Source organism: Bacillus sp. AR2-1 (assembly GCF_008368755.1).
Taxonomy (GTDB): domain Bacteria; phylum Bacillota; class Bacilli; order Bacillales; family Bacillaceae_G; genus Bacillus_A; species Bacillus_A wiedmannii.
Genome location: NZ_QORY01000003.1, coordinates 82,019 through 97,733, shown reverse-complemented (window position 1 = coordinate 97,733; position 15,715 = coordinate 82,019). Strand labels below are relative to the sequence as shown.

Below are 15,715 nucleotides of genomic sequence, written 5' to 3'. Positions count from 1 at the left end.
TTTAATTTTTACCCCACTTTTTATTTAATTAATTTCATCTATCCTATATATGTTAGGTCAAAGAGGAGTTATAGAAATAAAAAGAGAGGCTTTTTATTTTGTGTACAGTATGCACGAGGGGCTTTACATAACACGATGATTTTAAAAGAAGTTGTTTATATGTTGAAATCTAATTTATTTATATTTCCAAATAAAATTAACTAATTACACAAAAAGAAATAATAGTTTGATTGTAAGGATTTAATAAAAAAGAGTGAATAATATCGTTAGTATTCTCTCTTTTTGCAAATAAGGATTTTCGTGATGTGCCCATCGAACTAATTTTCTTGTATGGGTTAACGGAATTAAAGAAAATTAACGTGCTATAGATTTTAGAAGAAAAGAGTGATATAGAGATGAAAATAGTGTTAGAAGCAAAAAATATTAAAAAAGTATATGACACAGGTGGAAATAAATTTGAAGCATTAAGGGGTATTAACTTACAAGTGAAAGAAGGGGAGTTTGTTGGCATTATGGGACCGTCTGGTTCTGGTAAGACTACGCTATTGAATGTTATTTCTACAATTGACAATGCAACGAGCGGTGAGATTTTAATTGATGGAAAAGATATTGTAAAGATGAATGATGAAAAGCTGGCGTTATTCCGTCGTAATCATTTAGGTTTTATTTTCCAAGATTATAATTTATTAGATACGTTAACGGTGAGAGAAAATATCGCTCTTCCACTTGCGCTATCAAGAGTGGAAGCGAGAGAAATTGATCGATGCGTTTTGGTGATTGCGAAGAAGTTTGGAATTGATCATATTTTAAATCAATTTCCATATCAAGTATCTGGGGGACAGAAGCAACGCTGTGCAGCATCTCGTGCACTAGTTACAAACCCAAGTATGATTTTGGGAGACGAGCCAACAGGGGCGCTTGATTCTAAGTCAGCAAAAGATTTATTAGAAAGTATGAAGTCATTAAACGAACATGATAATTCAACAATTTTAATGGTAACGCATGACGCGCTAGCAGCAAGTTATTGTAAACGAGTTATTTTTATAAAAGATGGTAAGTTATGTAAAGAATTATATCGTGGAAAATTAACACGTAAACAGTTCTTTCAAGAAATAGTTGATGTAATGTCCGCAATTTCGGGAGTTGCAATGGAGGGCCTTATCTAGTAACAATTTCAGAACACACAGCGGAAGTTTCTAAGAAAACTGGAGCTCTATTCTAAGCATGAAGTGTGATACTTATTATTTTCGTGACAATATGTATTATATATTTTAATGGATTTTTCACACATAATTGTAAAAATACAATAGGCACTTTAAGTTAAACTGTGAAACTAATAAAGTGGTCTATGTTCCACTGACACAAATATTTATGGAGGTCAAAAAATGACTTTATTTGATATCGTTCAACGTAATATACGGCGTAATTTTAAAGAATACATACTCTATTTTGTTTCCCTAACTATGAGTATGGTTATCTATTTTATATTTGCCTCACTTCGCTATAGTGCTCAAATCAAAAAAGTAATGGTTGATAGTGTGATAGTTAATAGTGTTCTTCAATCATCCAAAGTAATTCTCATCCTTTTTATAGCGATATTTATTATTTACTCTACTAATTTTTTTATGAGGAAGCGTAAAAAGAGGTAGGATTGTACTCTTTATTAGAGATAACTAAAAAACAGATCAGTACTATGCTATTTTTGGAAACCATTATAATGGGGGGCGTAGCTTTAGTAATTGGAGTACTAATTGGTAGCTTAGGTTCTAAATTAGCTTTAGAACTGCTAACAAACTTGATGAAATTGAATGTACCTGTTTATTTTGAGTTTTCTATAAAAGCGCTAATAGATACATCCGTGCTCTTTTTAGTTATTTTATTATATACTGCATGGAAAAGTTCTCGTGTAATTTATCAATTTTCTTTAATTGAGATGTTTCAAGCCGATCATAAAGGAGAAAACATGCCAAAAGGATCTAAAATATTGGCGTACATGAGTATTATTTTACTTGGAATAGGTTATTTGTTAGCAATTTTTTTCAAAGAAGTTGTAAAACTTGTAAGGACCCCTGGGAATCCGGAACCTATGTACATCCCGATTATTATTTTGATTGCAATTATTCATGGAACATACTTTCTATTTTCATCTTACACAGTAATTGTATTAAAGAAAATGAGAAGTAAAAGAAACATACTTTATAATGGTATGAACATACTAAATATTCCACAGTTGTTATATCGGGTAAAAGGAAATGCAAAGTTACTTGCGATTATTGCTCTGTTAAGTGCTGTAGCTTTAACAGCAATTAGTACTGTTGTATCAGGGTATTTCGGTGGACAATTGGAAGCAAAAAGCGAGGCGCCGTACAGTTTTTCATATAAAAAACAAGAGGATGCGATTGAAAAGCGCATACAGACTGTTTTCGAAGAGAACAAGAAAAAAAATTCAATTATCCGTGATTTTGAAGTTGAAATGGTAACAGTTAAGGGGGGCCCTTTTGAGGAAAAAGGAAATACAAATCTACCCAATCCCCCTTCTAAAATACCATATGATTTTCAGCTTATGTCCCAATCTATGTTGAATAGAAATGCTAAAAATATGGGAGTGAAGAAAGTCAACTTAAATCCGGGGGAAGTATTTATATATAATCTACATGAGGATAAGAATTTTGAAAAGGGAAATAGACTTCAATTACCCCTTGAAGTTGAGCCGAAAATATCTGTCATACAGGACGTCAAAATTCGTAAACTAACAAATTTAGGGGATTTGGTTGTCGTTGTATCTGATCAGATCTATGAAATGGTTAAGCAAACACATAAGACCTATATTGTGAAAAATATTGATGTGACACAACAAAAGGATAGTAAGGAATTGACTGAAGGTTTATTAAAGATAGTACCTGATGATGATGTTTTTAAAATCAATACTTTCTATAAAACAAATTTAGATGTTATGGAGATGTACGGGCTCACGTTATTTATTGGAATCTTTTTAGGGGCTGTATTTGTACTGGAAACAGGCTCTATCATTTACTATAAACAATTATCTGAAGCATATGCAAATCAGAGATATTATGAGACTCTTCGTAAAATCGGTGTTACGAAAAAAGAAGTAAGAAAGTCAATTTCAAAACAAGTTCGCTTTAGTTTTATTTTACCTGTAATAATCGGACTTGCTCATAGCATATTTGCTGTCCCAATACTAACAAATATGCCTATATATACTATCATAATTCCTATTTTAATTGGTGGTGGTGTATATTCCATAATTTATTTTGGATATTATGTATTAACTGTTTATTCTTATTTTAAAATTGTGCATAAGTAATAACTAATAAATAATTTTAATATCTGAAGTGAAATTTACTAAGTTCTAAATGATAAAGAATAATAAAAAGAACAAAATCGATATTTTTAACATACAGAAATCGGTTGTTTCTATATGAAAAATTGCTTAGCTTACGAAATTCGCTTTTTTGGTACTATCTCAATTAATAAAAGCCTCAAAAACATAAATGTTTTTGAGGCTTTTATTTTATAAACATTATTTTGAAAAGACGCTTTCATCATTTCTATCCATTTGGAAATATGAAACAATCAAATGGTGTTTCTACGAATTTTAAATCGTATGTTATAGCTTTATGATAAATAAAAAGGCGAGGAATTCTTGTGTATGTGAGGGTACAAGAACTTCTTAAAGCAGAAGAACGAAAGTATTATATAAAAATCTCATCTGATGAGTCTTTTTTTATCCTTTGAATAACTCACAGCATACCAATTACGTGGGAATACTCTATTTATATTTAGAGTCATTTATTTTCTCCTTCTTTTTTATTCACGTAGTAGATTCTAATGATGTCTACTACATATTGTCTATTCTATGCTATAAAATATTTTAAATGTTCGTTTAAAATTAAGAAATCTCCAGTTTGATCTAATCATTATGAAAACGTGTATAATCTTTCTAAATGTAGCAAAAATGACTATAGTACAATAGATTTTAAAAAGGAGAAAGTAAATAAATTCAGATTCACTGATAAATAGGATCAAAAAGAGAGGGGATTATTTTTATGGAACGATGGAGCATTTCAGATACGGTGATACATGTATAACCATTGTTTTTAAGGTGAATCAGGATGCTTTCTAATGCTTCAACTGTCTGAGATGTCTCAGAAAATTCGCTACCATTCCAATCATGAAGTAGAATGATATTTCCAGGCTGTACATCTTTTATGATATGCTTCGAAATTTTGCTAGCTGCTGGACTTCTCCAATCTTGGGGATCCTGATGCCACGACCATAAGATCACAAGTTTTCCATTTTGTATGGCTGTATTAATAATTAAATCATTATGTAGCCCTCCAACTGGACGATACAGAGTTGGTTTATAACCAGTAATTTGTTTGATAACTTCATCCGTTTGATTTAATTCTGATGTTAATTTAGCTGCAGTAATGTTTTTATCATAAATGTGATTATAAGTATGATTAGCAATTTCGTGTCCTTCTTTTACTTCCCTTATTAAAATAGCAGGAAACCTTTTAACTTTATTACCTGCTACGAAAAAAGTTGCTTTCGCATTGTATTTAGCCAATATATCAAGTATTTGAGGTGTGAAAACAGGATGAGGACCATCATCAAATGTTAGAGAAACTATTTTTTCTTTTGTATTTACTTCCCAAATTACTTTCCCTGTTTTTTCATATGCGTTACGATTATCTGTAAAAGCATATATGGACATTGGTTTGGAACAAAGAGAGATAATAAAAAGAATAAGGAATATCAAAATTTTTTTCACAACTAATACACTCCTATGAGATAAAAGTAAGTTTAGTTTATGAATTAATTTTTAAATTATTTAATAGAAAATTAAAAAGTAAAAGAGATTAGAATCAGGACTATCTTTTTTATTAGCTAAGTATAAAAATGATATATCTATATTTATTAATATCTAAAGAGGAACCTTCATAATCGAATATACATATTGAATGATTTGATTGATTATTCAGAATCATATTGATAAATATATTATAGCATTTACCTTTTATTCTCTGTCGTGTTAATATGTTAATATACGGTTTATTAAATATATTTTGAAGGGGTGGAAAAATGATTAAATTCAAGAAATTATCTACATTATTACTTGTAAGCGCTTTACTAATGTTACCTACAAGTGCAAGTGCAGCAAATCTGTATGGTGTTGTGAGTAATAAATGGGATGGAAATGGCACTATCCAGGAAGCTGTAGATATCGATGGAGATACTATTTTTGTTGGAAATTCTACTGATTTAGCTGTATTAAGCACTGAATCTGGTGGATCAATGGTTTCACATGAAAAGAACAAACCTTCTTTTCCTACAAAAGGCATTGTAAAAACATCTGATGGTAACTTTTTTATTGCGGGTACATCAGGAAAATGGAAAGTTGTAGATTCATCTGCAGGTTTAGTTGAACAAGGGCAATTATCGGACAAACGTAATCCGAGATTTGTTAAGAAACTATTGGATGGAAGGCTTTTATTAGTTTACGATAAAGGTTATTATGCTATTCTTGATGGTGATTCTTATGGCGTAACACGAACAGGAAAATGGCCAAATGATTGGAATATTAACGATTCAATTCAGTTATGTGGACACCTGATCTTGATGGTAGGTGATAAAGGAAAATATCAAGTCATGTCACTAACAAATGGAAACGTAATCAACTTTGGGGATTGGGGATCAACAAAACATGATATTACGTCAATTGACAGACTTTCTGATGGTACTATAATAGCTGTTGGAGAGGGTGCAAAATTCGCCCTTTTTAATAAAGACGGGGAAAAGATTGAGAGTTCAGAACTGACTGATCAAGAAAGTAAAAATTATAAATGGAATAAAGTGGTGGCCCTCAAGGATAAACATGCAATAGTAATTAGTTCCACTGGTCAGATGCTTTTGGTTCAGATTGATGGAAATAATAAAATTTCTGTTAAAGCAAAAACAAAATTAAATAATTATACTTCTAACGGCACTGCAGTAAAAATTAAAGATAACCAAGTATTCGTTACCCTTTCTAGTGGTCGATATATGGTTTATCAAGCAGATTTCTAAAAATTCTAATTCAATAGTAAAACCTTTGAAATGCAACAACTTTATTATATATATCATTAAATTTAAATATAAAAATAACTAAGGGGGATTATTTTGAAAAAAATATACTTGTTTGTTGGTTTTTTGATGGGGTTTATAGTATTTAATTTGGATGGTATTAAAGTTGAAGCTGCTGAGCTAAATGTAGAGCAAATAAAACATTTAGAGTCTTTAGGTTTCACTAAAGAAGAAATTTCGGACATGCCTGAAATGGAAATAATGAAAAACTTAGAAATTGATGGCCAAGTTGTAGCTACCAATGAAAAGTTTATTAAAGTTACTGAAAATGGAGTTAATAATTCAAGTAAAGAAATTGAAATTGATAAGAACACGTATTTAAATGGAATTCAACTTGAAGAAGCAAAAAGAGTTCAAAAAAGCAATGGTGTGGCAAAACTTTCTAGCGATACAAATACCACATCTTATAAAAAAGTTACAACTAATATTGTCTCATTAAAAGCGAAACAAAAGTACAGAGTAAAAACTTCAATAGAATGGAGTGTTATGCCTAGTAATAGAAAAATAGATGTTATAGGAACAGGTGTTAACAGTTCCTTTTGGGCCCCTTCTCCAGGATCACAATACGGACAACAAAAATGGAAACTAAAGTATGATTGTAATAAAACTAAATCTAAGAATGCAACTTATACCAAGGACAGCAACAAATGGTCAAAAGGGCCTTCTGGCTATGCTTTAAATATTGATTTACCTAATGATGTTAATAAATCCTACGCTTGTTATAACGAAAAAGTACTAACTTTATCCGCATTCTCTTATTATACAGTTGATAAATTAGCAGCTACAACTCAGATAGATGCTTATGGTAAGTACTTGCATCAAGAAACAACATTCCAAGTTTCTCCATCTATATCGTTTTCACCTCTTACGTTTGGAGTTTCAGCTAGTCAATCTGATAAATTTACAGAAACTACTACACATGCACAAGTGAAATTCTAAAAACTTTTAAAAAGGTTAGCAAATGCTATATTGCAAGGAATAAGAGATGTAGCTCCTATGGAAAATAGAATGAAAGTAGCACGAAAATCTAGTTAACTTTCTGAACAAAATTATAGTAACGCTTCAATTAATTTAACTGAATTTGAAACAAAACTAAATAGTAAATAACTAAAAAAGAGAGCTATGCTCTCTTTTTTTAGTTCTCAGTAAAACCTTATTAAATGTGTAGTTAAACTAAAATGTAATTTAATTCTACATAAGTAACAAAAGATATTCATGAAGGATCTACTTTCTTGTCTAAATTGTTTAGACAAGAAAGTAGGAACTAATTTTATTTCACCTATAATAGTCGGACTTACTCGTAGCTTATTTGCTTTGCAAATAATAAACAACATGCTTATATATAGTATAATTATTCCCATTTCCATTAGTACGATTGCATATTGCATAATCTATTTTGGATATTATGTATTAACCGTTAATTCGTATTTTAAAATTGTGTATAAATAATAAATTCTTTTGATATTGCGTAATAAAATTAGGAAATACAACCTATCAAGTTCTAAATAATAAAGAATAATGGACTGAACAAAAGCCGATATGCTTAACGTGTAGGGAATCGGTTTTTTCTATATGGGGTACCGCCACATCGCTATAAAGCAAAAAAAATAGGTCACCCCCAAAAATGAAAAAACATGTTAAATACCCATAGATAACTATCTTATATTAATTACATAAAATAGTGTGATATAATAATATAAAATTATTATATTAAAATGGGGGATTTAAATTGGTTAAAAACTTACCTTTACTAATAGTGATTTTAATACTTGGTGTAAGTTCTTCTACATTAAGTACGAATGGATACTTTTCTCCAGTTATAGAATGGTCTTTAATGATTATAAGTATTATTTTAAACATTACTGCAGTGATAGGTTTATCACTACACGTTCTTGTATACCAACCTATGAAAAAAATTGAAACAAATTTAAAAGAGACCTTCAAATAAAATTATTATATTTGAGGTATCATCATATCGCTATCGAGCTAAAAAAATGTATCCATAAAAAGAAAAAATACGCTATTCTTTCTGTAGAATCATAGGAAAGGATGGCGTTTTTGTATGAATCTATCGATTCAAGATGAGTTTCATTTATTTGCTGAAGAACTACAGCGTTATTTATCTCCACATATTCTTTAACAGCTTGCACAAGAGACTGGTTTTATAAAACGTAGCAGTAAGTATGGGGCACGAGATTTGGCTGCTTTATGCATCTGGATTAGTCAACAGGTAGTAAGCGATTCTCTTACTCGATTATGTAGTCAGCTTTATGCAAATACAGCTACACTTATGAATATTGTAATATAAATCAAGTTCTACTTTATAATCACAAACTATACTTCTTTAATTTGAATGGTGACAGTACCTTTTAAAAGAATTGCCCCTTGGTTTAACAAATACTCTTTTGTAAATAATATATTTGTTAAACCATTAATTAAGGGGGAATAGTATGTCACAAGATCGAAAAGAAGAAGTTCAAAATGATACATATGAAGGAAAAGAGAGCATGCCAGATAATCCACAATATCTACCGCGTCACATGCAAATGGAGTTGCCTCCCGAATTTTCTGTAAATCCTCTGTTTGCCCGCAAAGGAGAATCAGTCGTTCCGCGCTTTAACATGCCTGATGAAGGCATGTTACCAGAAACAGCGTATCAAATCGTCCATGATGAAATTACTCTTGATGGCAATGCCCGCTTGAATCTTGCAACATTCGTTAGTACATGGATGGAGCCTACCGCAGAGCACTTATATGCCAAATCATTCGACAAGAACATGATTGACAAGGATGAATATCCACAGACAGCCGAAATTGAGGAACGGTGTGTCCGCATTTTAGCCAACCTTTGGCATTCGCCCAGCCCCCTTACGACTATGGGCGTTTCAACAACTGGATCGTCGGAAGCATGTATGCTCGGGGGGCTTGCGTTAAAGAGACGCTGGCAAAATGCACGTAAAAGCGAGGGGAAGCCGGTGGATCGTCCCAATATTGTGTTTAGTTCTGCTGTTCAAGTCGTTTGGGAAAAATTTGCGAACTATTGGGAGATTGAACCACGTTATGTGAAGATTAGCCCTGAGCATCCCCAATTGAATCCTCAGGGGGTCCTTGCAGCTGTGGATGAAAATACGATTGGTGTGGTACCGATTCTCGGTGAGACTTATACCGGACTTTACGAACCAGTTGCCGCCATTGCAAAAGCGTTGGACGATTTACAGGAGAGGACGGGACTCGATATTCCGATGCATGTAGATGCGGCTTCGGGCGGATTTATAGCCCCGTTTCTTCAACAAGATTTAGTCTGGGATTTTCAATTGCCGAGGGTGAAGTCCATCAATGTATCCGGACATAAATATGGGTTAGTCTATCCTGGGTTGGGTTGGATAATTTGGCGGGAAGCTGAGGATCTCCCTGAGGATCTAATCTTCCGCGTCTCATATCTAGGCGGAAACATGCCGACTTTTGCCCTGAATTTTTCACGTCCTGGTGCACAAGTGCTCCTGCAATATTACAATTACCTGCGTTTGGGGAAAAGTGGGTACTATGATGTACAAAAGGCTTCTCAGAAAGTCGCTCTTTTTCTTAGCAAGGCGATTCAGAAGATGAAACCGTTCGAACTTTTGTCTGATGGTTCGGATATTCCTGTTTTCGCTTGGCGATTGAAAGATGGTTACACATCAAACTGGAATCTTTATGATTTATCTCGACAATTGCGTGTGTTCGGCTGGCAAGTACCTGCCTATCCATTACCTCCCGATATGGAAACGGTGACGATTATGCGCGTTGTGGTTCGAAACGGATTTTCCATGGATCTCGCGCATTTATTTTTGAGGAACTTCAAACAGGCCGTTGCCTTTCTGGATTCCCTTGATGGGCCTATGCCACATGATACGAAATGTGATAATGGGTTTCATCACTAATTGGGGGCAAATTTCGTCGTCATTAAGCTGAGTTAACCAGCAATCATTTTTCGAGATATCCACAGGAAAGTGGTACAGAAAAGCTATGGGATACATGATGGTAGATGATGAGCGAATTGATACTAGAGAGCTTTACAATATCAAATCACACGCCCAGTTTGCAGCTATTTCCTTTTTAATTAAAAAATAGTTATAAATAAATAATCAGAGGCGCCTGATCTTTCCTCATGAAAAGATCAAAAAAGCCCTCAAAGATTTGGAGAGAGCAGGAGTGAACAGTCAGTTCACTCCTTTATTTTATTATTCCTTACTGAAACTTTCCAGGAACTTTCTGGCCAATGAGGACATGTAACGGTCCTTAATCCAGATTGCCGCGATCCTGGTCTGGAGCGAAGGACTGTCGATTTCCTTATAGATCAGACTACTGTGGTTCGCCAGCTCAAACGCGGATTTCGGGATAATTCCGATTCCGAGGCCGGCATTGGCCCATTGTAGGGTGGTACGTGCATCATCATTTTTACAGAATAGGTTTGGTTCGAAGCCGGATTTCTGACAAGTCTCGCGAATCAGCTGTTCGAATCGGCGGTAAATGATTAGAGGGCGCTCGTGCAGCTCTTCGATTTGGATTGCATCCCGCCCGCTGCTCCAGTCTAGCTCCGGGGTCATCACGGCGATCATCGGCTCGTTTTCCACACATTTGTATCCCATCCCCGCATTATGAAAGGGAGTTCTGACGATTCCCAGTTCGATGACCCCACTCTGTAACAATTCAATGACCCTGAACGTGTTTCCCTCATGGATTTCAAATTTAATTCCGGTGTAAGCCTTGTGAAATTCGGATAATCTATCCTTTAATAAAGTTGCTCCAGAGGAGGAAACCGTTCCAATTGCCAATGTTCCCTTCAATCCTTTGGCAAAGTCACTGACCTCTCTTGACGTCGAATCAGTTAAATCTACAATTTGCTGCGCTCTGCGGCGCAGAATCTCCCCGGCGTCCGTGAGTCGGATACTGCGTGCACCGCGCTCTACCAGCTTTACGCCAAGCTCCTCCTCCAACAGCTTAAGCTGCTGGCTGAGCGGGGGTTGAGCCATTTGTAGTTTTTTGGCGGCCGATGTAATCTGGCCTTCTTCCGCAATCATCAGGAAGTATTTCAATTGCCTAATGTCCATAAGGTTCTCCTTTTGAATTTCCATATTAATTTCATATAGATTAGATACTAATCAAATATTATTAATATGGAAGATGTTATGTTATTTTTTAATCATATCCGGTAAATAAATTTCGTCAAACCTTTTGAATTGCATTAAATTGAATATTTTAGTCCAAGTTCAGAGTTGCCGCTTTTTAGTATTGAGAAATTTGGATGAAGCTAGGCTGTGAGGAGCGGAGCGTACATAGTTTGTCCGTGAGCGCCGGAATGCCCAGGTGAATTCAAGATTCGATATCGAAATCACTTCATAATCAAAAGCGACCTTTATATCAATTATGATGGGGATGATACTTTGTTTAGACTCACAACATTTTTAAAACCTTACAAGAAGGAAAGTATTCTTGGCCCTTTCTTTAAGCTGGTGGAAGCAATTTTCGAGCTTCTTCTGCCGACGATTGTGGCCCTAATTGTGAACCATGGAATAGGCAGGCATGATATCGCTTATGTATGGAAGATGGGTGGTTTAATGGTCGTCATGTCGATAATGGGCTTCGGTAGCTCGCTGATTTGTCAATATTATGCAGCCCGGGCATCGCAGGGGTTCGGTACAATACTGCGTAATACGCTGTACCGGCATATCTCGACGCTGTCTTATACTGAGATTGACCGCTTTGGGACACCATCATTGATCAACCGTATCACAAATGATGTCAATCAGCTCCAGATTGCAGTAGCGATGCTGATTCGGCTTGTGATTCGTGCCCCGTTCATTTGCATTGGTGCAATCATTATGTCGATGCTGCTTGATTTTAGACTAGCGCTTATTCTGATTGCGACAACACCAGTGTTTGCTATTATTCTATATTTGATAATTACCAAGACAGCACCTATGTATCGGTTATACCAGAAGAAGTTGGACAGAATCGCACTAGTATTGAGCGAGAATTTGACGGGAGTTCGTGTCATTCGTGCATTCGCCAAGAGACAGGCCGAGAAGGCGAGATTTCGCGAAGCCTCCGACGACATTACGGCCACTGCAATCCGAGTAGGGAGGGTGTCTGCTCTGCTTAATCCGGTAACGACTGTTGTTGTCAACGGTGCGATTATCGCTATTCTATGGATTGGTGGTTTCCACATTAATGCGGGAATATTATCTTCTGGCGAGGTCATCGCCTTTATTAACTACGTGACGCAAATTTTGCTCGCTTTGATTGTCGTGTCGAATCTAATTATTATTTTTACAAAGGCAGCGTCCTCAGCATCACGGATCAATGAGGTGTTCGAAACCGTTCCTTCCATTGCTGACCTTGTGCTTGAGGAGCGAAAACAGTCTGCAGCAAAAATAGAAGACAAAAAGGATGTTCCAGCTGTTACATTTAATCATGTTACCTTCGGTTATAGTACAACGAGTGAACCGGCACTGACAGATATATCAGTGGAGATAAAACGTGGTGAGACTGTGGGGATTATCGGTGGTACTGGTTCAGGAAAATCTACATTTGTGAACCTGATTCCGAGATTTTATGACGCTACCTCGGGACAAATACTCGTCAACGGAATTGATGTAAGGGATTATAGTCTACATGAGCTACGTGGAAAAATCGGGATTGTTCCACAGAAGGCACTGCTCTTCACAGGGACGATTGCCGATAATATTCGCTGGGGTAACGAATTAGCTTCGGAACAAGAGGTCAAACGGGCAGCTATCATTGCCCAGGCCGATGAATTCATAACGAAAATGCCAGAAGGCTATAACACTCTGGTTTCCAGGGGCGGACTTAATCTGTCGGGTGGTCAGAAGCAGCGCTTAACAATCGCCCGGGCAATTGTTGCCAGTCCCGATATTCTTATCCTTGATGATTCTTCGAGTGCACTTGATTTTGCCACAGATGTGGCGTTAAGAAGATCAATCCGGGAAAACAGCCAGGGAATTACGGTATTCATCGTCTCGCAGCGGGTTAGCACCGTGCAGCAGGCGGATAAAATCATAGTCATCGAAGACGGACGGATTGCTGGCATCGGCACCGATGCTGAACTCAAGCGAGATTGTAGTGTCTATCAAGAGATTTGCCGCTCACAGTTCTCTAATGAGGAGGTAGGACAACAATGAACATGAAGCAAACATGGGGAAGACTACTAATTTATACAGGAAAATATAAAAGGTATACAATCTGGGCCTTCATTAGTGCGATTATTAGCGTAGCTTCCAGCTTGATCGGTCCATTTATGATTGGGATTACGATCGATCATATGGTCGGCAAGGGTGCTGTTGAGTTCGCGGATATCTTCAGACTACTTATACAGCTTAGTCTGGTGTATCTCATCGGAGGCTTGTTTGGTTGGTTGTTGACATATCTTACGAATCGGCTTGCTAATCAAACAGTAAACGATTTGCGCAGCGAAATGTTCGACAGGCTGAATGTACTGCCACTGAAATATCATGATAATCATCCGCAAGGGGACAGCATCAGCCGATTCGTAAACGATATGGATGCCATATCGGACGGGTTGCTGCAGGGATTCTCCACATTATTAACCGGTGTTGTTACAATCATTGGGGCGATCGCTCTCATGTTGTATACGAATCCGCTCATGACCGTGGTTGTACTGTTATCTGCACCAGTGACTTTCTTCGTAGCACGGTTCATCACGATGCGCTCCCAGCAGCTATTTCGTGATCAGGCCCGTATATTGGGTGGGCTGAATGGCTATGTCGAGGAGATGATCGGCGGGCAAAAGGTTGTTCAGGCCTTCCGTTATGAAGATCACTCTTTTGCGGAGTTTACAGCGCGAAATGATGAATTGTATCACACAGGGGTAAAATCACAATTCGTCAGCTCTCTGTCGAATCCATCCACCCGTTTGGTGAACAATGTTACCTTCTCAATCATCGCCTTAATTGGGAGTATTATGGTCATTATGTCTAGAATATCGGTTGGGGGACTATCGAGTTTCCTGATTTATGCCAATCTGTTCGCTAAACCGTTCAACGAGATTACCGGAGTAATTACACAGTTGCAATCAGCTACGGCCTCGGCGCAACGTATCTTTCAGGTACTTGATGAATCAGCGGAGTCACCGGAGGCTGAAGATGCAGTTCATATCCCGGCTAAGCAGGGGACGATTACATTCCATCATGTGAAGTTCGCTTACCAGCCTGACCGTCCCCTTATTACCGATTTGAACCTAGTTGTTGAACCAGGAACACGTGTCGCTATTGTGGGACAGACGGGTGCAGGCAAGACAACGTTAGTGAATCTGTTAATGCGATTTTATGATGTTGATGCCGGCGAGATTGCGATAGATGGTATTAACATTAAAGATATGGCCCGTGACAGCTTACGCCATACCTTTGGGATGGTGCTACAGGATACTTGGCTTTTTGACGGGACAGTTCATGACAATATCGCCTATGGAAAACCGAATGCTAGCGAGGAGGAGATTATTGCAGCCGCTAAGGCAGCTAACGCCCACAGCTTCATCAAGCGGTTGCCGCAGGGCTATGATACAGTAATCAATGGCTCAGGCGATAGCCTGTCCCAGGGACAGAAACAGCTATTGACAATCGCTCGGGTTATGCTGGTTGATCCGCCTATGCTAATTCTCGACGAAGCAACGAGCAGCATTGATACGCTTACGGAGATTCGTATCCAGGCGGCGTTCCTGAAGATGATGGAAGGCAGAACGAGTTTCGTTATCGCTCACCGTCTGTCGACGATCCGTGAGGCAGATATGATCCTCTACATGAAGGACGGGGATGTCATCGAAAGCGGGAGTCATGAGCAGTTGCTGGAGCGTAGCGGCTACTACGCCAAACTGTATAACAGCCAATTCGCGGCTGTTAATGATTAGTAGACCACCATTCCAAAAGTGCGCATAATGCGTGGACAGGATCTTGGCCTAACTAATCTCCATCATGTTATAACTAAATTTATCATATGTGTTAGAAGATAGTGCAACATCAAAAATTACCCCTGATACAGTGAAGTCATATTGTATCAGGGGTTGTATTGTTTTAATGAGTGATAAGAGTAATCAATGTGTCTCTTTAAATTTCTCATTATTGTCATTGCCCTTTAAAGAGATTGCTAAAGGGAAATCTACTGAACGATTGTACTTAAAATCCGATTTGGAAATTTTCAAAGAAAGAATTGAAAATAGATCAAAAGAGGAGTCGAAAGAAAAAAAGCAGCATTTGAGTCTCTATCTTGATGAAAAGGTAATAGAAGCAATAAAGAAAAAGGCTGCAAAGAAAGGGTATAATGGCTACAAGAAATTTGCTGAAGACATTTTATCCGCTGAAGTAAAAGAAGACATAGAAGAATAGAATTTCTAACAAAAATAGACCTCGAAAATGATAGAGTTATTTTAACAGGTCTATTTTTGTTTATAAGGCGTTTTTTGATTGTCGAACCTAATTATACTATCTTAGTTATAAAAGTTGTTTATAAGAGGATTTGAGAGGTCGTTTTTTCTTGTTCACTTGTGAAAAAC

Annotated in this window: 10 protein-coding genes and 4 pseudogenes; 12 read left to right on the top strand and 2 right to left on the bottom strand. The window is 36.7% G+C overall.

What is annotated here, in order from left to right; translation table 11 throughout:
• The first annotated feature begins 395 nt into the window (after positions 1–395).
• Together DT250_RS03525 and DT250_RS03520 are read left to right on the top strand one after the other, a co-directional pair.
• The gene (locus DT250_RS03525) at positions 396–1,166 is read left to right on the top strand and encodes an ABC transporter ATP-binding protein (protein WP_149212530.1); all 771 of its coding nucleotides are present in this window, start codon (positions 396–398) and stop codon (positions 1,164–1,166) included.
• Positions 1,167–1,693: 527 nt separating this feature from the next.
• Positions 1,694–3,328, top strand: a complete 1,635-nt coding sequence (locus DT250_RS03520; protein WP_304488580.1) for an ABC transporter permease — start codon at positions 1,694–1,696, stop codon at positions 3,326–3,328.
• Positions 3,329–4,030: 702 nt separating this feature from the next.
• Here DT250_RS03520 and DT250_RS03510 read toward each other — a convergent pair.
• On the bottom strand, positions 4,031–4,798 hold the full coding sequence (locus DT250_RS03510; protein ID WP_149212529.1) for a polysaccharide deacetylase family protein: 768 nt from the start codon (positions 4,796–4,798) through the stop codon (positions 4,031–4,033).
• A gap of 311 nt (positions 4,799–5,109) precedes the next feature.
• Between DT250_RS03510 and DT250_RS03505 the strand changes: the two genes are divergently transcribed.
• The 7 genes and pseudogenes from DT250_RS03505 (at position 5,110) to DT250_RS03480 (ending at position 10,070) form a co-directional block, all read left to right on the top strand.
• On the top strand, positions 5,110–6,093 hold the full coding sequence (locus DT250_RS03505) for a hypothetical protein (protein ID WP_149212528.1): 984 nt from the start codon (positions 5,110–5,112) through the stop codon (positions 6,091–6,093).
• A 93-nt stretch (positions 6,094–6,186) separates the two neighbouring features.
• A complete protein-coding gene (locus DT250_RS03500; protein ID WP_149212527.1) occupies positions 6,187–7,089 on the top strand; it encodes a hypothetical protein in 903 nt (300 codons plus the stop codon).
• A gap of 18 nt (positions 7,090–7,107) precedes the next feature.
• Positions 7,108–7,257: pseudogene (locus tag DT250_RS32090) on the top strand (ribonuclease); the annotation flags it as partial.
• A 150-nt stretch (positions 7,258–7,407) separates the two neighbouring features.
• Positions 7,408–7,599, top strand: a pseudogene (locus DT250_RS32630) (FtsX-like permease family protein); the annotation flags it as partial.
• Positions 7,600–7,879: 280 nt separating this feature from the next.
• Complete coding sequence (locus DT250_RS03490) at positions 7,880–8,098, top strand: hypothetical protein (RefSeq protein WP_149212526.1); 219 nt, start codon at positions 7,880–7,882, stop codon at positions 8,096–8,098.
• A 114-nt stretch (positions 8,099–8,212) separates the two neighbouring features.
• A pseudogene (locus DT250_RS03485) lies at positions 8,213–8,446 on the top strand (IS4 family transposase); the annotation flags it as partial.
• A gap of 154 nt (positions 8,447–8,600) precedes the next feature.
• Positions 8,601–10,070, top strand: coding sequence for a glutamate decarboxylase (locus DT250_RS03480; protein WP_149212525.1), 1,470 nt, complete (start codon positions 8,601–8,603; stop codon positions 10,068–10,070).
• Between the two features lie 300 nt (positions 10,071–10,370).
• Here DT250_RS03480 and DT250_RS03475 read toward each other — a convergent pair whose 3' ends face one another.
• Complete coding sequence (locus tag DT250_RS03475) at positions 10,371–11,240, bottom strand: LysR family transcriptional regulator (protein ID WP_097817184.1); 870 nt, start codon at positions 11,238–11,240, stop codon at positions 10,371–10,373.
• A 333-nt stretch (positions 11,241–11,573) separates the two neighbouring features.
• On the opposite strand from DT250_RS03475, the gene DT250_RS03470 reads away from it, so the two are divergent.
• From DT250_RS03470 to DT250_RS03460, 3 genes and pseudogenes are all read left to right on the top strand, one after another.
• The gene (locus tag DT250_RS03470; protein WP_149212524.1) at positions 11,574–13,331 is read left to right on the top strand and encodes an ABC transporter ATP-binding protein; all 1,758 of its coding nucleotides are present in this window, start codon (positions 11,574–11,576) and stop codon (positions 13,329–13,331) included.
• The gene (locus DT250_RS03465) at positions 13,328–15,073 is read left to right on the top strand and encodes an ABC transporter ATP-binding protein (protein WP_149212523.1); all 1,746 of its coding nucleotides are present in this window, start codon (positions 13,328–13,330) and stop codon (positions 15,071–15,073) included. The genes DT250_RS03470 and DT250_RS03465 overlap by 4 nt, the downstream gene beginning before the upstream one ends.
• A gap of 217 nt (positions 15,074–15,290) precedes the next feature.
• A pseudogene (locus DT250_RS03460) lies at positions 15,291–15,548 on the top strand (helix-turn-helix domain-containing protein); the annotation flags it as partial.
• Between the last annotated feature and the right edge of the window lie 167 nt (positions 15,549–15,715).